The organism is Paraburkholderia sp. (assembly GCF_024281035.1).
Taxonomy (GTDB): domain Bacteria; phylum Pseudomonadota; class Gammaproteobacteria; order Burkholderiales; family Burkholderiaceae; genus Paraburkholderia.
This window is the reverse complement of the sequence record NZ_JAMXLH010000048.1, coordinates 191,897-209,074: the sequence shown is the minus strand read 5'-3', so window position 1 is coordinate 209,074 and position 17,178 is coordinate 191,897. Positions and strand designations below refer to the sequence as shown.

The window sequence follows — 17,178 nt, the reverse complement described above, 5'->3', positions numbered from 1 at the left end:
AAAGCCGATCGCCGCCATCGCGATCAGGCAGATGATCAGCGGAAACGCGACGAAGTCCCAGCGATTGGGCAGCACCCGCCACGCCGAAGCGTTGGCCGTGCGGTTCAGGTTGAAGCCGAACTCCATTCAGGCGCCCTCCGTGCAGGCCGCCGCGCGGGCGGCGTCGAATCCGGGCGCGCGTCCCGGGCGGGACGCAGAGATAAAGGCAAGGCGCATGGGTGCAATGACTCGTTGGCGTTGATCAGACGCGGGCGGCGCTGGTGTCGCCCGTGCTACCTGAATACTGCCTGGATGCCGCCCGGATACTTCCACGAGCGTGCGCATGTCCGGGCGGGCAGCTACCTTTGGCTTGCCTGGGGCTAATCGGCACGACACTACTACAACCTGTATGACAGGCACAACCTCGCCCCTGTCACGCGTCAGCGGCGGCGCGGCATGCGGGTCCGCCGTCCGGCAGTGCCCGACGCATCAAAACACCAATGCTCGCAACACGTTATCGAGAGGTAAAATCCCTGCTCGGCGTCAGATCCCGCCCGTCAGCAAGACGGGCGACCGCCGCACTGCCTACCGGCCCCGCCGCTCGCCACCGCCCACGCCCACCCACGATTTCGAAGGCCGATGAACAGGAGATTCTTGCGTCAGACCGCCATAGCCGTCGGGGTCGTCGCAGTCGCGCTCGGCTGCTGGCTCGTGGCGGGCCTGCTCGCCGACCGCATGGTTCGCCGGGAACTCGGCACGGCGCTGCACGTACAGCGCCAGATGACGCGCTCGGTCGTCGACAACATGGCGGAGGTCATCGCGAGCGATCTCGCGATGTTGCGGGCGATTCCCGCAACCATGGCCGAAACCGGCATCGCCCAGCGGGCGCTCAGCGCTGCGGAGAAATACGCCGTAACGCCCCAGCTGACGCAACCGGAGCGCCGCAACGAACTGCTGCGCACGCCCGCACTCTTGATGGCCGACCGCTTCCTGCACGACGCCCAGGGTTTCTCGGGCCTCGACGCCATCTGGCTCGTCAACGACAACGGCGTCTGCGTCGCATCGAGCAACGCGTCCGACAAGGCGACCTACGTCGGCGCGAACATGCGCGGGCGCACCTATCTGAACAACACGCTGCTCGGCGCGTTCTCCGAAACCTACGGCGAGGATGTTCCGGGCGGCGAGCCCGGCATCGTCGTCGCCGCGCCCGCTTACAACGACGGTCTGCTGGTCGGCGCCGTCGTGGCGAAAGTCGGCATTGCGCGTCTGCGGCATTGGGTGACGCATCCGGGCACCTTCGTCACCGACGGCAACGGCGTCATCATCATGGCGCACGACAGCGCGCTCGAAGGGCTCGCAATGCCAGGTTCGCCAGGCGCGCGAGGCTCGCCCGTCGCGCACACGAACGCCAGCACCGGCATCGGCACAGCGGCGAAAAAACGCCTTTCGGAAATCGGGCTGCGTTCCGCTGCGCAACGCGCGCTCGCGAGCGCCCCCTGGATGCCGCCCGCGGACGCCGCCCAGATGATCGAATTGCCGGGCCTGCACGTGCCCGCGCTGTATGAGGCGCGCGGCGGGCTCAATTCCGGGCTGTCGGCTCATCTCGTCGATCCGCTTCAGGCTTGGCCCGAACTGCTCGCGAACCGGCGGCGCGACCAGCTCATGATCTTCCTGACGCTCGCGGGCTCGGCCGCACTGGCCGCCGTGATCTCGGTGTCGTGGGTGCGCGAGCGGCGTCTGCACCGCGCGAGCCGCGACCTCGCCGAGCAGTTGCAGTCGGCCAACGCGCAGCTCGCCGCCGAGGCGCGCCACGACGCGCTGACCGGCGCGCTCTCGCGCCGCTACTTCCTCGATCTGCTGCGCCGCGAAATCGACCGCGCCTACGCGAGCGGCACGACGCTGTGCATGGCGATCGCCGATCTCGACTACTTCAAGCAGATCAACGACCGCTTCGGTCACGCGGCCGGCGACCACGCGCTCAGGCATTTTGTCGAAACCTGCCGCAGCGGGCTGCGCGCCGAGGACGAAGTGGGACGTCTCGGCGGCGAGGAATTCGGCATTCTGCTGCCCGCGACCTCGCTTTCGACGGGGCGCGAGGTGGTCGAACGCCTGCGCCAGAAGGTCAAGAGCGGCGCACGCGGCGAGCTTCCCCCGGACGCGAATCTGAGCGTAAGCATCGGCATCACGGAACTGGCTGTGTCGCAGGATCTGCCCGAGCGGCTGCTGAGCCGCGCCGATCTTGCGCTTTATGTGGCGAAGGCGGCCGGGCGCGACCGCTGCGAAGTGATGCCCGCCGACGGCGCCCTGCCGCCGCGCGCGGCAACCGAAGCGTTGTAGCGGCAAGAAACGGGCACGCGCGTGCGGCAAGCCGCCCTGGACATGCCGGGCATGCGCGGTATCATCCACCGGACATTGGCACCGCGATTGGCACCGCGATTGGCGCCGCACTGTGCGGCGCGCTCCATCATCAACACCGTAACGTTTCACTCACGCCGGAGGTATGCATGAAGGGGAATCTGGTCATTATCTGCCGCGATCAGGATGCTCACGCGTTCGACCAGTTGATGGTCGAATACGGCGCGTTTCAGACGCGCCTGTCCTCGACCGCCTGGTACCTGAAGCTCGACGTCGCGCCCGAGCTGATTCAGGAGGAGATTCTGGCGCGCATTGGCCGGTACACGACGCACTACATCTTCGAGGCCGGCAGTGTCACGTACAACACGGTCGACAGCGAAGCCGCCGCGGCGCTCGATACGCTTTTCGCCGTTTAGGCGCGACTTTAAAGCGACTTCAAGCCCGGCTTTCGGCGCCGGCGCGAGCCGTCACCACGCGCTGGCCGCTTCGGCAACGGTGCGCTGCACGATATCGAACGAAAAGGTCATGCGCACGGCGAGGCCGCCGTCGTCGCCGTTCCCGATCTGCAGCTCGCCGCCCGCGCGGCGCACCAGCCGCTCAACGATCGCGAGGCCAAGACCGCTGTGGCCGTTGCCGCCGCGCGCCGGATCGAGCCGTACGAACGGACGGCTCGCCTGGGTCAGATCCTGCGCGGCGATGCCCTGACCGTGATCGCGCACGATCAGCACGTAACCGTCCGCGCCGCGCGCCGTCTCGATCACGACGGGCGGTGCGCCATACGCGCGGGCGTTGTCGAGCAGGTTCGATATCACGCGCTCCAGCGTCGCGGCGGGCAGCCTGAAATCGCCGCCGGCCGCGAGTTGCAACTGAATGGCCGCAGAATCGCCCATCGCCCCCATCGCGCCCATCGCCCGATAGTTGCGCGCGATACGCTCGCACGTTTCGTCCACTTCGACGGGTTCGCTGCGGTCCGCGCCGTCGTGCGCAAACACGAGAAACTGGTCGACGATGTGCGCCATCGACTCCACATCGCGCACCACGCCGTCGCGTGCCCGCGCCTCATCCATCATTTCCGCACGCAGACGCAGCCGCGCAAGCGGCGTCTTCAGATCGTGCGCGACGCCGGCCAGCATGACCGCGCGGTCGTGCTCGGTGCGCCCCACTTCCTTCACCATCTGATTGAAACCGCGCGTGAGCAGGCGCAGTTCGCGCGGCCCGCTCTCGCGCACCGGCGGCACCGGTTCCCCGCGGCCGAAGCTCCCCACGGCCTGGGCAAGCGAGCGCAACGGCTTTTGCAGCATCCAGGCCGCCACGAGCGCCGCGAACACCGCCGCCGAAAAGATGATGATGAACCACGGAATCAACCGCTGGATCGGCCGCATGATGCGCAAGGCGTGCGCCGGCACGACGATCCAGCGCGCGTCGTGCGGACCGCGCACCCAGATCGTGGGCGGAAAGCCGGGCGCGCCGGGGCGCACGTCGGTGCCGGGCGGCATCCGGTCGCGCACGTCGTCGACGAAGCGGCGCAGCGCCGCCGGTGCCCGCTCGCTGCTGGGCGGCACGTCGGCGCTCGCCGGATCGACGAGCTGCACGCGCGACGGCAGCGGCTGGTCGGGCGCGCGCGCGACGTGCTCGCGCACCGCGTCGACGAGGAACGCGGCTTCTTCGACGGCATAGCGCGTTTGAGTCTGGGTGCGCTCGAGACGCACGAGCGCGAACCACGCGACGTGGGACAGCAGCAGCACGCCGATAAAGAGCAGCGCAAGCCGCCCGAACAGGGAATCAACCGGCCGGCGCATGGTTGCCCTGCTCGCCGTCCGGCACGAACACGTAACCGCGTCCGCGAACGGTCTGAATGAAGCGCGGCGTGGACGGGTCGCTTTCGAGAATGCGGCGCAGACGCCACACCTGCACGTCGATGCCGCGGTCGGTGCCGTCGTACTCGGGGCCGTGCAGCAGTTCGAGCAGGCGCTCGCGCGTGAGCGTGCGCATCGGATGATTGACGAAGATCTTCAGGAGCGCGAACTCGCTGCCCGACAACAGCAGCGGCTTGTCTTCCTGGTGCAGCGTGCGCGACTGGAAATCGAGCGTGAAGCGCCCGAACGAGAACGGCTCGCGCTGCTCCGGCGCGGCGGCCGACGGCGGCGTGCGGCGGCGGCGCAGCACGGCCTGCACGCGGGCGAGCAGCTCGCGCGGGTTGAAGGGCTTGCCGAGGTAATCGTCGGCGCCGAGTTCGAGGCCGACGATGCGGTCCACGTCGTCCGCGCGTGCGGTGAGCATGATGACGGGAATATCGTCGCCGGACGCGCGCAGCTTGCGCAGCGCGGAGAGACCGTCCACGCCGGGCATCATCAGGTCGAGCACGATCAGATCGGGCCGCTCGCGCTCGAGGCGCCGCTCGAGCGAGCCCGCGTCGTGCAGCACCGACACTTCCATGCCCTGGCGCGCCAGATAATCGCGCAACAGGTCGCGTAGTTCGACGTCGTCGTCGACAACAAGTATTTGAGTAGCCATGAAACGAAGTTTAACGCGCGCGTGCGAGCCGTTTCCTTACCGTCCGGCAGTTTGGGTTACGAGGTGTTACGGCGAAAGCTGCCAGTAATCTGACGTAACGACAACGGCCCGCGGCGTAACACGCAACCCGGTAGCGCCCGATAGGCTAGGGACACCGGATGCGGCAACAGGCACTTTGATGAGCAGTCGGGCCTCACCGGATAACACCCATCACGGAATTGTCAGGAGCCTCACCATGTACAAGAAGACTACGCGCATTCTCGCCATTGCCGCTGCGTCATTCGCCCTCGCAACGGGCGCCGCGCACGCCCAGATGCCGCCGCAGGGCGGTCCGGGCATGCACCAGATGCACGGCGATTTCATGATGGGCGTCAAGAAGCTGCACGACAAGCTGAACCTGAACGCCGACCAGGAAAAGCAATGGCAGGCTGCGCTCGACACGATGAAGCAGGGCCGCGAGCAGGCACGCAAGAGTCACGAAGAGATGAAGCAGCAGCTCGATTCGATGATGAAGCAGCCGATCCTCGACATGAACGCGCTGCACGCGGCGCACCAGAAGATCGAACAGGCGCGCGCGCAGCAGCACGAACAGACCGCCCAGGCCTGGCTCACGTTCTATAACGGACTGAACGACCAGCAAAAGACCACCGTCAGCACGGCGTTCAAGGAACACTTCGCGAAGATGGAGCAGCGCCGCGAGAAGATGCGCGAGCACTGGCAGCAGCATCGCGGCGCGGCGTCGGCGCCCGCCGCTGCGCAGTAAGCAGTAGGCAGTGAGCGGCGAGTCGGGCCCGGGGAGACATCGGTCTCCCTCGCCCGGCCGCCCAAAATCGAAGCGCCGCGGTTTGCACCGCGGCGCTTGTGTTTTTCAGGCAGTGATCTATCCATACACCGGCCTCGCGAGCCCGGCGCACGGCGACACGATCAGGCGAGATCGAACAGCAGCACTTCGGCCTTGTCGCCGTTCGCAAGCGTGACGCTGTCCTCGGCCGCGATCATCGCCGCGTCGCCCGCGCCAAGCCGCTCGCCGTTCACCTCCAGCGCGCCGCGCGCAACGTGCACGTACACACGCCGCCCGGCCGGAACCGCGTACTGCGCGCGCTCGTCGTCGTCGAGCAGCGCCGCATGGATCGACGCATCGGAGCGCACCGTCACCGAGCCGTCGCGCCCATCCGGCGACGCGATCACGCGCAGTTGCCCGCGCTTGTCCGCGTCGGAGAAGCGCTTTTCCTCGTAGCCCGGCGCCCCCCCTTGTTCCAGCGGCAGCAGCCAGATCTGCAGCAGATGCACTTCGTCCTCTTTCGAGGCGTTGAATTCGCTGTGCATCACGCCGGTGCCCGCGCTCATGCGCTGCACGTCGCCCGGACGGATGGTCGAGCCGTTGCCCATGCTGTCGCGGTGCGCGAGCGCGCCGTCCAGCACATAGGTCACGATCTCCATATCGCGGTGGCCGTGCGCGCCGAAGCCCTGCCCGGCCGCGACGCGGTCGTCGTTAAGCACCCGCAGCGCGCCGTAGTGGACGTGCTCCGGATCGTGGTAGTCCGCGAAAGAAAAGCTGTGGAACGTGTCGAGCCAGCCGTGGTTGGCATGGCCGCGTTCGTCGGCGTGGCGGATGGCGAGCATCGGATTCTCCCGTGATTCGTTGCAAGACCTGAAGATAATGGCGGCATCTCCATCTCACAATGCGCAAGCGCGCACCGCAGCGTTTCACCAGAAACATCAAAGCGCTGCGACGTTTATCTCCCGCCACAATCGCCCTCAACAATCTGGCGCAGCCCCCGCCTTCGGGTAAAATATCGCGCTTTTCGGCCAGCGCGTCTTGCCATTGCTCCCGCCCCGCCCACCGGCTGGGTCTCGAGAGCGCAAACCGCGTTGCCGGCCGGATGCAGAGACACCAGGCAAACCCGGGCAGACACCAGGCAAACACCAGGCAGACCCGGGCAAACACCAGGCAAACACCAGGCAAACCCGGGCAAACCCGGGCAGACACCAGGCAGACCCGGGCGGACCCCGGCCGGGCGCCGGTCGAACACCACGCAGGCATCAGGCCCGCATTTTTTCGTCCGCGATGGCGCCTGAACGACACAGAGGCCGGGGCGCGTGAGCGCCGCCGTACCAGGAGAAAGATGAAGAAGTTCGCAGTGTGCGTCGCGCTCGCCCTCCTTGCGGGCAGTGCCGCCGCCAGGGAATGGCATACGGTGCGCATCGGCGTCGATGCGAGCTATCCGCCATTCGAGTCGAAAGCGCCCAACGGCGAGATCGTCGGCTTCGACGTCGATCTGACGAAGGCGTTGTGCGCGCGCATGAACGTCAAGTGCGTCTGGGTGCAGAGCGACCTCGACGGCATCATCGGCGCGCTGAAGGCACGCAAGTTCGATGCGATCGTGTCGTCGCTCAGCGTGACCGACCAGCGCCGCCAGCAGATCGACTACTCCGACAAGATGTTCGACGCGCCCGCACGCATGATCGCCAAGACGGGCTCGCCGCTCCTGCCCACCGCGGCCTCGCTCAAGGGCAAGAATGTCGGCGTCGAGCAGGGCTCGACCCAGGAGGCCTACGCGAAGGCTTACTGGGCGCCCAAAGGCATCAATGTCGTGTCGTACCAGAACCAGGATCAGGTCTATCAGGATCTGATGTCGGGTCGGCTCGATGCGACGCTGCAAGACGAGGTCCAGGCCGACTTTGGCTTCCTGAAGACGGCGCGCGGCAAGGGCTTCGCATGGGCGGGCCCGGCGGTCGAGGATCCGAAGACGATCGGCGACGGCACCGCAATCGGCCTGAGCAAGCAGGACCCCGAGCTGAAGGCAAAATTCAATGCCGCACTGGCCGCGATCCACAAGGACGGCACGTTCGACCGGATCGCGAAGCAATACTTCGATTTCGATATTTATAAAGGCAAGTAGCAACGAGACGAGACACACACGCGCCGCGAACCCCGGGGACGGACCCGATGTACCGAGCCCGCGCTTCGTTATATACAGTGAGACCCGCGGACCACGCGCAGTTTCACCCGCAGTCGGATGCCCAGCCCTGTACGAACCTTCGCAAGCCAACGCCGGCGACCCCGGTCGATGCGAGAAGCACGCCCCGGTTGCAGCGGATGCCCGCGCAACCCGGCCAGCCAGGCTGGACGTTCATGAACGGATTTGAACCGCGGCTCGCCGAGCCGCGCCTTTCGCGGTGCGCACAACGCGCCTCGTCAAGGACCCATCTATGTTTCTTCAAGGCTACGGCCCGCTGATCCTCGCCGGTACCTGGCAGACCGTCCAGCTCTCCGTGCTGTCGCTCGTGCTGTCGTTCGTGCTCGGACTGCTCGGCGCGGCGGCGAAACTCTCGAAGAACCGCGTCGTCAACGGCGCGGGCACGGTCTACACCACGCTGATCCGCGGCGTCCCCGACCTCGTGCTGATGCTGCTGCTCTTCTATAGCCTGCAGATCTGGCTGAACGATCTCACCGACCTGCTCGGCTGGGACCAGATCGACATCGATCCCTTTCTCGCCGGCGTGATCGTGCTGGGCTTCATCTACGGTGCGTACTTCACGGAAACCTTCCGTGGCGCGTTCCTCGCGGTGCCGCGCGGCCAGCTCGAAGCGGCCCACGCGTACGGCATGACGAGCTGGCAGGTATTTCGCCGCGTCATGTTCCCGCAGATGATGCGCTTCGCCCTGCCCGGCATCGGCAACAACTGGCAGGTGCTCGTGAAGTCGACGGCGCTCGTGTCGATCATCGGCCTCGCCGACGTCGTCAAGGCGAGCCAGGACGCCGGCAAGGGCACGCTGCGGTTCTTCTTTTTCACGCTGCTCGCAGGCGCGATCTATCTCGTCATCACGACGATCTCGAACTTCGTGCTGATGTACCTCGAAAAGCGCTACTCCACCGGCGTGCGCAAGGCAGACCTCTAAGCGGATCCGCAAGACAAGGCCAACGACAATGCAAGACTTGACCCAGCTGATCCAGCAATACTGGCGCAACTACCTTTTCTCCGACGGCTATCACTTCACCGGCGTCGCCATCACGCTCTGGCTGCTCGTCGTGTCGATCGGCATCGGCTTTTGCCTTTCGGTGCCGTTCGCGGTCGCGCGCGTCTCGAAGAAGAAGTGGCTCGCGGGCCTCGTGTGGCTCTTCACGTACATCTTCCGCGGCACGCCGCTCTACGTGCAGCTGCTGCTGTGCTACACCGGCCTCTACAGCCTCGAAATCGTGCGCAACCACGAACTCACGAGCGCGTTCTTTCGCAGCGGCATGAACTGCACGCTGCTCGCGTTCACGCTCAACACCTGCGCGTACACGACCGAAATCTTCGCGGGCGCGATCAAGTCGACGCCCTACGGCGAAATCGAAGCCGCGCGCGCGTACGGCATGTCGTCGTTCACGCTCTATCGCCGCGTGATCCTGCCTTCGGCGCTGCGCCGGGCCCTGCCCTACTACAGCAACGAAGTGATCCTGATGCTGCACGCGACGACCGTCGCGTTCACGGCCACCGTGCCGGACATTCTCAAGATCGCACGCGACGTCAATTCGGCGACCTACCAGACGTTCACCGCATTCGGCATCGCCGCCATGCTGTACCTGATCATTTCATTCACGCTGGTGTGGCTGTTCCGCCGCGCCGAGCGCCGCTGGCTCGCGTATCTGCGGCCGCAAGGCAAGTGAGCCCGCACCGAGGACCCCGATGAATTCCCAGAAACAAAAGCTTTGCGTCGATGACCTGCACAAGCGGTACGGCGACCATGAAGTGCTCAAGGGCGTTTCGCTTACGGCGAACGCCGGCGACGTCATCAGCGTGATCGGCTCTTCCGGCTCCGGCAAGAGCACGATGCTGCGTTGCATCAACTTTCTCGAACAGCCCAACGCCGGGCGCATCGTCGTCGACGGCGAAGAAGTGCTCACGCGCGCCGACGCGCGCACCGGCGCACTGCAGGTGGCCGACACGAAGCAGCTCCAGCGCGTGCGCACGAAGCTCGCGATGGTGTTCCAGCACTTCAATCTGTGGTCGCACATGAACGTGCTGGAGAACGTGATCGAGGCGCCCGTGCACGTGCTGGGCCTGCCGCGGCGCGAGGCCGAGGACCGCGCGCGCGAATACCTCGAAAAGGTCGGGCTGTTGCCGCGTGTGGAGAAGCAATATCCGTCGCACCTTTCGGGTGGCCAGCAGCAGCGCGTGGCGATTGCGCGCGCGCTCGCGATGCAGCCGGACGTCATGCTGTTCGACGAGCCGACTTCGGCGCTCGACCCCGAACTCGTTGGCGAAGTGCTCAAAGTGATGCAAAAGCTCGCCGAGGAAGGCCGCACGATGATCGTCGTGACGCACGAAATGGGTTTCGCGCGCAACGTTTCGAATCATGTGATGTTTCTGCATCAGGGCCGCGTCGAGGAAGAAGGCCAGCCCTCCGAGGTCTTCGCCAATCCGAAGAGCGAGCGGCTGCGGCAGTTCATTTCGGGCAGCCTCAAATAGGCGCAATGCCCCGCATCGCCGCGACATGAACGCTCATAATCAATAACGCAGCGATGTAGTAAAAGTAGTTTTACAAGGCGCTTTCTGCGCCTTTTCTTTTTTATTGCAGCGCAATTCCGAAGCCGCCCGGAAAACCCTCGGGAAACTCTCCGGAGCCCCATTCCCCGCGCCGCAATTAACCTTTCCGTTTACTCCCGCGACGTTGCGCCGTCAATAGTGACAATTCTTGACGCCGTTTGAGCACATTCATGTGTTCCTTGTCGGACAAGGCGTTAGGCCACTTTTTTTAAAGCAGGCCGTTATTGCCTCCGGACGTCATATTGCAATTTGACGACACAGGCCAAGCCGCAAGCGATTTCGTTCGCCATCGCCGACCTTTTTTTGATAGATTAGTAACCAAAGTAGCAAAACTAAGTTGATTAAAAGTAGTTTCACTTCAAAAGAAATGAGGGATGCCAGTCAACAACGGGATCTGCGAGACAACACAGCCGGGTTGTCCGCCCGCTTTAAGGCCTTTGCGCCGATCCCCGAGGTAGTCCTCTCGCACGCGACGGTTTCTGTTCGCAGTGAATTCACACGCGCGGACGTCTTTCGCAGTACTTAGGTTGACTTTCTTTTTGACAGGGTATGGAGGAGAACATGAAGAAAGCTTTGCTTGCCGCAGCTCTGATGTCGGCTGGCGTAGTCGCGCATGCCCAGAGCAGCGTGACGCTGTATGGCCGCCTCGATGCAGGTGTGGCTTATATGAACGGCATCGGCAGCGGCTCTGGCCCGAATGGCCAGGCAACGCGCGGTACGAGCCAGGTCCTGCTCGAAAGCGGCTACTGGGGCACCAGCCTCTGGGGCATGAAGGGCGTTGAAGACATCGGTGGCGGCAACAAGGTTCTGTTCCACCTGGAAGGCAGCTTCAGCACGGCAAACGGCACCGGCCCTGGCGACAACGGGCTCTTTAATCGCTGGGCGACCATCGGCATGGCCAATGACCAGTTCGGTACCCTGCTGTTGGGCCGGATGCTGTTCATCTCCAACGGCATTTGGGACTTCGACCCGTTCGGCCAGTCGAACTGGTCGTCGGCCTCGCTGGTCCGCGGCCGTAACTGGCCGCAGTCGAGCAACAACATTTCGTATCAGTCGCCGAACTGGTACGGCTTCGACGTGTACGGCCAGTACGCGTTCTCCAACTCGACGAGCTTCAACAACGGCCGCGAAGCCGGTATTCAGCTGACGTACACGAGCTCGCTGTTCCAGGTCCGCGGCCTGTACGACGAAATCCGCAACCCGACCAATGGTAGGCTGAGCGGCCCGTACGACGCGATCAACACGAACAATCTCGGCACCGTCAACGGCATCTTCGCGTACTCGCGCGACTACATGGCGATGGTCAACGTGTTCCTCGGCGCGTTCAAGGTTCAGGGCGGCTTCGAAGCCATCCGTTCGTCGGGCATGACCGGCCAGCTGCCTGGCCAGCCGACCACCGCCAACCACGAATGGGGCGGCGTAACGTGGCAAGCCACGCCGGCTGCAGCCCTGATCGCGGCGGTCTATCACGTCAACGCGAACAACGGCGGCGGCAACGCCACGATGTACACGATCGGCGGCTCGTACAACATTTCGAAGCGCACGCTGTTCGACATCCAGGCTGCAACGGTGCGCAACAGTTCGACGGCCAACTTCGGTCTGAACGCCAACAACTTCGGCACTTCGGCTTCAACGGGCAACCCGTTGCTGGGCGCGACCCAGACCGGCGTGTACGCAGGTATCCAGCACTCGTTCTAACCGGCGGGTGTAGACAGAACAGCTACATCGAAGTTTTCACGCTGCTGCGAGAGGCGCGTATCGGTGCGGTGTCCGCAAGGACATCCGCACCGTTTTTTTCTATTCTCGACACGGGCCGCGGAACTCACCGTTCGCGGCCCGTGTGCTTTTTTGTGCGGCGAAGTTACGACGATAGCGGCCGCGTCAGACAGCCGCTTCGTTCTCTTCGCCCGTGCGAATGCGGATCACGCGTTCGACGTCGGTCACGAAGATCTTGCCGTCGCCGATCTTGCCGGTGCGCGCCGCACCGATAATCGCGTCGATCACCTGGTCGGCCTGGCTGTTCGCCACCACCACTTCGATCTTCACCTTCGGCAGGAAATCGACCACGTATTCCGCGCCGCGATAGAGCTCGGTGTGTCCCTTCTGGCGGCCGAAGCCCTTGACCTCGGTGACGGTCAGGCCCGTGAGGCCCACTTCGGCGAGCGCCTCGCGCACTTCGTCGAGCTTGAACGGTTTGATAACGGCAGTAATGCGTTTCATGGCGGACCTCGTCTCTTATCGGATTGGAATCGCGGATTGGAATCGGGTTGGAGTCTGTATGAAAACCGGGTGCGAAATAACCGGGTTCGTTACGGGAATTCTACGCTGCGCGGCGCACGCTCATGACGCGGCAACCCGCACGGGCGCCAGATTCGGCACCTGCGCGAGGTCCGCGAGCCACACGGCCGATTCGGCATCGCTCGGTGCGCGCCAGTCGCCGCGCGGCGAAAGCGAGCCGCCCGAGCCGACCTTCGGCGCGTTCGGCACGCAGGTGCGCTTGAACTGGCTCTGGCGGAAAAAACGGTCGAGGAAGATGCCCAGATTACGCTTGATCGCGGCGAGATCGTATTGATTGCGCTCGCCTCTCGTATGCTCCGGCCACGCACCGCGCTCGCGCTCACCCCACGCGTGCTCCGCGAGAAACGCGACCTTCGACGGCGCAAAACCGAAGCGCAGCGTGTAGTAAAGGTTGAAATCCTGCAACTCGTACGGCCCGATCACGCTTTCGGTCTTCTGCTCGGGCGCGCCGTTCGCCTTGCCGGGAATCAGTTCGGGGCTGATATCGGTGTCGAGAATCGCTTCGAGCACCTCCGAGCCGCTTTCGCCGATCTGCCCCGTCTGCGCAACCCAGTCCACGAGGTGCGTGATGAGCGTCTTCGGCACGCTCGCGTTCACGTTGTAGTGCGACATGTGATCGCCGACGCCATAGGTGCACCAGCCGAGCGCGAGTTCCGAGAGATCGCCCGTGCCGATCACGATGGCGTGATTGAAGTTGGCAAGACGGAACAGATGGTTCGTGCGCTCGCCGGCCTGGACGTTCTCGAAGGTGATGTCGTAGGCGGCCTTGCCTTCGGAATACGGATGGCCGAGGTTTTCGAGCATTTGCATGCAGCTCGGGCGGATGTCGATTTCGGACGCCGTGCAGCCCACCAGCTCCATCAGCTGACGCGCCTGGCGCAGCGTGCGCTCGCTCGTCGCGAAACCGGGCATTGTGTACGCAAGAATATTCGTGCGCGGCAGCCCGAGCCGGTCCATCGCCTTCGCGCACACGAGCAGCGCGTGCGTGGAGTCGAGCCCGCCGGACACGCCGATCACCACCTTCTTGATGCCGCTCTGCGACAAGCGCTGTTCGAGCGCCTGCACCTGGATGTTGTAGACCTCGTTGCAGCGTTCGTCGCGGCGCTTCGGATCGGCGGGAACGTACGGGAAGCGCTCGACCCGGCGATCGAGCGGCAGCACGGGCACACTCCAGGCGCCCGCATGCGGCATCTCGCAGCGGATCACGCGCAACTTCGCGATCTCGTCGCGATGGCGGCGAATCGAATCGCCGAAGGTGGTCTGGCGGATGCGCTCCTGCGCGAGACGCTCGATATCGACGTCGGCGAAGATGAGCTGCGAGTCGTCGTGAAAGCGCTCCGATTGCGCGAGCAACTCGCCGTTTTCGTAGACGAGCGCGTGGCCATCCCATGCCATGTCGGTCGTCGATTCGCCCTTGCCTGCCGAGGTGTAGAGATACGCGGCGAGACAGCGCGCCGACTGCTGCGAAACGAGCTGATGGCGGTAACCGGCCTTGCCGACCACAACGTTCGACGCCGAAAGATTGACGAGCACCGACGCACCCGCGAGCGCCGCGAACGATGACGGCGGAATCGGCACCCACACGTCCTCGCAGATTTCCACATGAAAGCGCAAGCCTTCGACCTGCGGCAGATCGAACAGCAGCGAAGCGCCGAACGGCACGTCCTCGCCGCACAGGCGCGCGGTATCGGTGCGCGCGCAATCGGCGGCGCTGAACTGGCGCGGCTCGTAGAACTCGCCGTAGTTCGGCAGATAGCTCTTCGGCACGAGGCCCGCGATGCGTCCGCCCGCGACCACTGCAGCGCAATTGAAGAGCGACTGGCCGACGCGCACCGGCAGGCCGACGATCATCGCGAGCGGGAGCGACGTCGACGCCTCGACGATCGACTGAAGCGCATGCTCGCACGCATCGAGCAGCGCCCTTTGGCGAAACAGGTCGTCGCAGGTATAGGCCGCAAGGCCCAGCTCGGGAAACGCGACGAGCGCGGCGCCGCGGCCCGCGGCCTCGCGCGCGAGCGCCAGCGTCGCACTGGCATTGAACGCAGGGTCGGCTACGCGGCAGCGCGGCACGCCCACGGCCACGCGCGCAAAGCCATGCGTATAGAGGTTGAAGAAGCGCTCTTTCATTTTGATAATCCTCGCGGCACGCACGGCGGCCTGCGTCGATAGCGGACCGGTGCACGACGCGATGCGGTGCGGTCCCCACCCGTTCGGGGCGTTTGCTTTACCATGACCGTTTGCCGCAATTTCGGTCGGCGCCCGGAAGCCGGCGCATGCCTTATCGGACTGGCACGCAAGTTGAATAAGGAACGTTTCGATTATCGCACGGGCATTCTCGGCTCACCGGCCGAGGTGGATAGCGCCGCCTGGAATGCGCTGCTCGCGCAGCAGGCGCAGCCCACGCCCTTTTTGCGCCACGAATTCCTCTCGGCGCTGCACGCCACGCGCTGCGCGACGTCCGAGGCAGGCTGGGCGCCGCAGTTCGTCACGCTGACCGACACGCGCACGGGCCAGCTCGCAGCCGCCGCGCCCGTCTACCTGAAAAGCCACTCGTACGGCGAATACGTGTTCGACTGGGCGTGGGCCGACGCGTACAAACGCAATGGCCTCGATTACTACCCGAAGCTGCTGTGCGCCGTGCCGTTCACGCCGGTGCAGGGCACGCGCCTGATCGCGGCGGACACTACCGCGCGCCGCCACCTCGCCGCAACGCTGCTGGCCTTCGCCGAGCAGGCGGATGTGTCGTCGCTGCACGTGCTTTTTCCGACCGTCGAGGAAGCGGACGCGATGACCGCGCTCGGCATGATGCAACGCGACGGCGTGCAGTTTCACTGGCTCAACGACGGTTACCGCGACTTCGACGACTTCCTGTCGACGCTCGAACAAAAGAAGCGCAAGAACATTCGCGCGGAGCGGCGCAAGGTGCGCGACGCGGGCGTGACGACCAGGCGCGTGCGCGGCGAAGACATCAGCGATGCCGAGTGGCGCTTTTTCAGCCGCTGCTACCGGCAGACCTACCGCGAGCATTTTTCGACGCCGTATCTGAACCTCGACTTCTTCCGCATGATCGGCGCGTCGATGCCGGAGAACCTGCTGCTCGTGATCGCCGAATACGAAGGCAAGCCGATTGCGAGTTCGCTCGTCGTGTATCAGCGCGGCGAGCACGGCGGCGGCACGCTCTATGGCCGTTACTGGGGCGCGCTCGAGCACGTGCCGTGCCTGCATTTCGAAACGGCGTACTACCAGCCGCTCGAATTCTGCATCGAGGAAAAGCTCGCCGTGTTCGAAGGCGGCGCGCAGGGCGAGCACAAGATGGCGCGCGGCTTCATGCCGAGCGCGACGCGCTCGACGCACTGGCTCGCGCACCCGGCGTTCGCCGATGCCGTCGCCCACTTTCTCGACAGCGAAAAACACCACATTCATGCTTACGTCGACGAGCTGAACGAGCATAATCCCTTTCGCCCCTGACTCGCCCTGACTCGTCCCTGCGATAACGAACGCGCCATGCCGTGGTTCCTTTACCTGCTCGAATGCGCTGATGGCAGCGTTTATACCGGCATTGCCGTCGATGTCGCCGCGCGCTTTGCACAACACGCGAACGGCACGGGTGCGCGCTATACGCGCTCGCACAAGCCGGTGCAGGTGCTCGCGTCGTTCGAACTTGCCGACCGCGCGCACGCTTTGCGCGCCGAATACCGGGTCAAGCAGTTGACCGCGCGTGAAAAGCGCGCGCTCGCAGCCGGGGCGCGCACGCTCGAATCGGTGCTGCCGGTCGTAGCGCCCGCCGAGGTGGACGAAGCGGACGGAGCGGACGAAGTGAACGAAAGGGACGAAGCCGCCGAGCCGGACGCCACGCCCGCACCATGATAAAAGCCGCACGGCCAGTGTGGCTCATGCGGCTTTCCTTGCAGCACCGCGCGATGCGATGCTTCCACTACGTCCGATACTTCAACGAACAGCTTACTTCTTGAAGTTCGCGACGCCTTCGGTGATTTCCTTGTGCGCGGCTTCGATGCCGACCCAGCCGTCCACCTTGACCCACTTGCCCTTTTCGAGCGACTTGTATTGCTCGAAGAAGTGCTTGATCTGGTCCTTCAGGTATTGCGGCACGTCGTCGATCGACTTGATGCCGGCCGTCATCGGGCAGACCTTGTCGTGCGGCACGGCGATCAGCTTGGCGTCGACGCCCGACTCGTCGGTCATTTGCAGCATGCCGACCGCGCGCGAACGCACCACGGCGCCGGCCAGCAGCGGGAACGGCGTGATCACGAGCACGTCGACCGGATCGCCGTCGCCGGAGAGCGTCTGCGGGATGAAGCCGTAGTTCACCGGATAACGCATGCCCGTGCCGACAAAGCGGTCGACGACCAGCAGGCCGAGTTCCTTGTCGGCTTCGTACTTCACCGGGTCGCTCTGCGCGGGGATCTCGATGATCACGTTGAAGTCTTGCGGCAGATCTTTGCCTGCGGGGACGTTTGCGAAGCTCATGTGCGCTCTC

Annotated in this window: 16 protein-coding genes; 10 read left to right on the top strand and 6 right to left on the bottom strand. The window is 64.7% G+C overall.

Features of this window, described 5'->3' with window-relative positions; translation table 11 throughout:
• Positions 1 to 618: 618 nt before the first annotated feature.
• Both Q0L30_RS15655 and Q0L30_RS15650 read left to right on the top strand, forming a co-directional pair.
• Positions 619 to 2,316 (top strand): sensor domain-containing diguanylate cyclase, encoded by a 1,698-nt coding sequence (locus Q0L30_RS15655; RefSeq protein WP_296658027.1) that lies wholly within the window; start codon positions 619 to 621, stop codon positions 2,314 to 2,316.
• 167 nt (positions 2,317 to 2,483) lie between these two features.
• On the top strand, positions 2,484 to 2,750 hold the full coding sequence (locus Q0L30_RS15650) for a hypothetical protein (RefSeq protein WP_293041686.1): 267 nt from the start codon (positions 2,484 to 2,486) through the stop codon (positions 2,748 to 2,750).
• A 51-nt stretch (positions 2,751 to 2,801) separates the two neighbouring features.
• On the opposite strand, the gene Q0L30_RS15645 is transcribed toward Q0L30_RS15650, so the two are convergent.
• Positions 2,802 to 4,133: an ATP-binding protein gene (locus Q0L30_RS15645; RefSeq protein WP_296658022.1), complete on the bottom strand. Its 1,332-nt coding sequence runs from the start codon at positions 4,131 to 4,133 to the stop codon at positions 2,802 to 2,804.
• Positions 4,117 to 4,848 carry a response regulator gene (locus tag Q0L30_RS15640; RefSeq protein ID WP_293041681.1) on the bottom strand — a complete coding sequence of 244 codons (732 nt, stop codon included), beginning with the start codon at positions 4,846 to 4,848 and terminating at the stop codon, positions 4,117 to 4,119. The genes Q0L30_RS15645 and Q0L30_RS15640 overlap by 17 nt, the downstream gene beginning before the upstream one ends.
• 235 nt (positions 4,849 to 5,083) lie before the next feature.
• On the opposite strand from Q0L30_RS15640, the gene Q0L30_RS15635 reads away from it, so the two are divergent.
• Positions 5,084 to 5,611, top strand: a complete 528-nt coding sequence (locus tag Q0L30_RS15635) for a periplasmic heavy metal sensor (RefSeq protein WP_296658018.1) — start codon at positions 5,084 to 5,086, stop codon at positions 5,609 to 5,611.
• Positions 5,612 to 5,772: 161 nt separating this feature from the next.
• Here the strand turns inward: Q0L30_RS15635 and Q0L30_RS15630 are convergent, their stop codons facing one another.
• Entirely contained in the window at positions 5,773 to 6,471 is a 699-nt protein-coding gene (locus Q0L30_RS15630; protein WP_296658015.1) for a pirin family protein, read from the bottom strand.
• A 503-nt stretch (positions 6,472 to 6,974) separates the two neighbouring features.
• Between Q0L30_RS15630 and Q0L30_RS15625 the strand changes: the two genes are divergently transcribed.
• From Q0L30_RS15625 to Q0L30_RS15605, 5 genes are all read left to right on the top strand, one after another.
• On the top strand, positions 6,975 to 7,751 hold the full coding sequence (locus tag Q0L30_RS15625; RefSeq protein ID WP_296658013.1) for an ABC transporter substrate-binding protein: 777 nt from the start codon (positions 6,975 to 6,977) through the stop codon (positions 7,749 to 7,751).
• A gap of 310 nt (positions 7,752 to 8,061) precedes the next feature.
• Positions 8,062 to 8,751 (top strand): ABC transporter permease, encoded by a 690-nt coding sequence (locus Q0L30_RS15620; protein WP_296658010.1) that lies wholly within the window; start codon positions 8,062 to 8,064, stop codon positions 8,749 to 8,751.
• A 37-nt stretch (positions 8,752 to 8,788) separates the two neighbouring features.
• Positions 8,789 to 9,502: an ABC transporter permease gene (locus tag Q0L30_RS15615; protein ID WP_296658053.1), complete on the top strand. Its 714-nt coding sequence runs from the start codon at positions 8,789 to 8,791 to the stop codon at positions 9,500 to 9,502.
• 19 nt (positions 9,503 to 9,521) lie between these two features.
• A complete protein-coding gene (locus Q0L30_RS15610) occupies positions 9,522 to 10,304 on the top strand; it encodes an ABC transporter ATP-binding protein (RefSeq protein ID WP_296658008.1) in 783 nt (260 codons plus the stop codon).
• 639 nt (positions 10,305 to 10,943) lie between these two features.
• Positions 10,944 to 12,080, top strand: a complete 1,137-nt coding sequence (locus Q0L30_RS15605; protein ID WP_296658006.1) for a porin — start codon at positions 10,944 to 10,946, stop codon at positions 12,078 to 12,080.
• A gap of 183 nt (positions 12,081 to 12,263) precedes the next feature.
• Here Q0L30_RS15605 and Q0L30_RS15600 read toward each other — a convergent pair whose 3' ends face one another.
• Together Q0L30_RS15600 and Q0L30_RS15595 are read right to left on the bottom strand one after the other, a co-directional pair.
• A complete protein-coding gene (locus Q0L30_RS15600) occupies positions 12,264 to 12,602 on the bottom strand; it encodes a P-II family nitrogen regulator (protein WP_293041664.1) in 339 nt (112 codons plus the stop codon).
• A gap of 120 nt (positions 12,603 to 12,722) precedes the next feature.
• The gene (locus Q0L30_RS15595; RefSeq protein WP_296658002.1) at positions 12,723 to 14,807 is read right to left on the bottom strand and encodes an NAD(+) synthase; all 2,085 of its coding nucleotides are present in this window, start codon (positions 14,805 to 14,807) and stop codon (positions 12,723 to 12,725) included.
• A gap of 171 nt (positions 14,808 to 14,978) precedes the next feature.
• On the opposite strand from Q0L30_RS15595, the gene Q0L30_RS15590 reads away from it, so the two are divergent.
• Both Q0L30_RS15590 and Q0L30_RS15585 read left to right on the top strand, forming a co-directional pair.
• Complete coding sequence (locus Q0L30_RS15590) at positions 14,979 to 16,148, top strand: GNAT family N-acetyltransferase (protein ID WP_296657999.1); 1,170 nt, start codon at positions 14,979 to 14,981, stop codon at positions 16,146 to 16,148.
• Positions 16,149 to 16,184: 36 nt separating this feature from the next.
• Positions 16,185 to 16,547 carry a GIY-YIG nuclease family protein gene (locus Q0L30_RS15585; RefSeq protein WP_296657996.1) on the top strand — a complete coding sequence of 121 codons (363 nt, stop codon included), beginning with the start codon at positions 16,185 to 16,187 and terminating at the stop codon, positions 16,545 to 16,547.
• 93 nt (positions 16,548 to 16,640) lie between these two features.
• Here Q0L30_RS15585 and ppa read toward each other — a convergent pair whose 3' ends face one another.
• Positions 16,641 to 17,168 (bottom strand): inorganic diphosphatase, encoded by a 528-nt coding sequence (ppa, locus tag Q0L30_RS15580; protein ID WP_296657993.1) that lies wholly within the window; start codon positions 17,166 to 17,168, stop codon positions 16,641 to 16,643.
• Positions 17,169 to 17,178 lie beyond the last annotated feature (10 nt).

What these genes read in the sequence shown, in the direction of transcription:
- Q0L30_RS15625 (WP_296658013.1), top strand. Translation starts at nt 6,975, where the DNA reads ATGAAGAAGTTCGCAGTGTGCGTCGCGCTCGCCCTCCTTGCGGGCAGT.
- Q0L30_RS15600 (WP_293041664.1), bottom strand. Translation starts at nt 12,602, where the DNA reads ATGAAACGCATTACTGCCGTTATCAAACCGTTCAAGCTCGACGAAGTG.
- Q0L30_RS15605 (WP_296658006.1), top strand. Translation starts at nt 10,944, where the DNA reads ATGAAGAAAGCTTTGCTTGCCGCAGCTCTGATGTCGGCTGGCGTAGTC.
- Q0L30_RS15655 (WP_296658027.1), top strand. Translation starts at nt 619, where the DNA reads ATGAACAGGAGATTCTTGCGTCAGACCGCCATAGCCGTCGGGGTCGTC.
- Q0L30_RS15595 (WP_296658002.1), bottom strand. Translation starts at nt 14,807, where the DNA reads ATGAAAGAGCGCTTCTTCAACCTCTATACGCATGGCTTTGCGCGCGTG.
- Q0L30_RS15650 (WP_293041686.1), top strand. Translation starts at nt 2,484, where the DNA reads ATGAAGGGGAATCTGGTCATTATCTGCCGCGATCAGGATGCTCACGCG.
- Q0L30_RS15640 (WP_293041681.1), bottom strand. Translation starts at nt 4,848, where the DNA reads ATGGCTACTCAAATACTTGTTGTCGACGACGACGTCGAACTACGCGAC.
- Q0L30_RS15630 (WP_296658015.1), bottom strand. Translation starts at nt 6,471, where the DNA reads ATGCTCGCCATCCGCCACGCCGACGAACGCGGCCATGCCAACCACGGC.
- Q0L30_RS15610 (WP_296658008.1), top strand. Translation starts at nt 9,522, where the DNA reads ATGAATTCCCAGAAACAAAAGCTTTGCGTCGATGACCTGCACAAGCGG.
- Q0L30_RS15620 (WP_296658010.1), top strand. Translation starts at nt 8,062, where the DNA reads ATGTTTCTTCAAGGCTACGGCCCGCTGATCCTCGCCGGTACCTGGCAG.
- Q0L30_RS15635 (WP_296658018.1), top strand. Translation starts at nt 5,084, where the DNA reads ATGTACAAGAAGACTACGCGCATTCTCGCCATTGCCGCTGCGTCATTC.
- Q0L30_RS15585 (WP_296657996.1), top strand. Translation starts at nt 16,185, where the DNA reads ATGCCGTGGTTCCTTTACCTGCTCGAATGCGCTGATGGCAGCGTTTAT.
- ppa (WP_296657993.1), bottom strand. Translation starts at nt 17,168, where the DNA reads ATGAGCTTCGCAAACGTCCCCGCAGGCAAAGATCTGCCGCAAGACTTC.
- Q0L30_RS15645 (WP_296658022.1), bottom strand. Translation starts at nt 4,133, where the DNA reads ATGCGCCGGCCGGTTGATTCCCTGTTCGGGCGGCTTGCGCTGCTCTTT.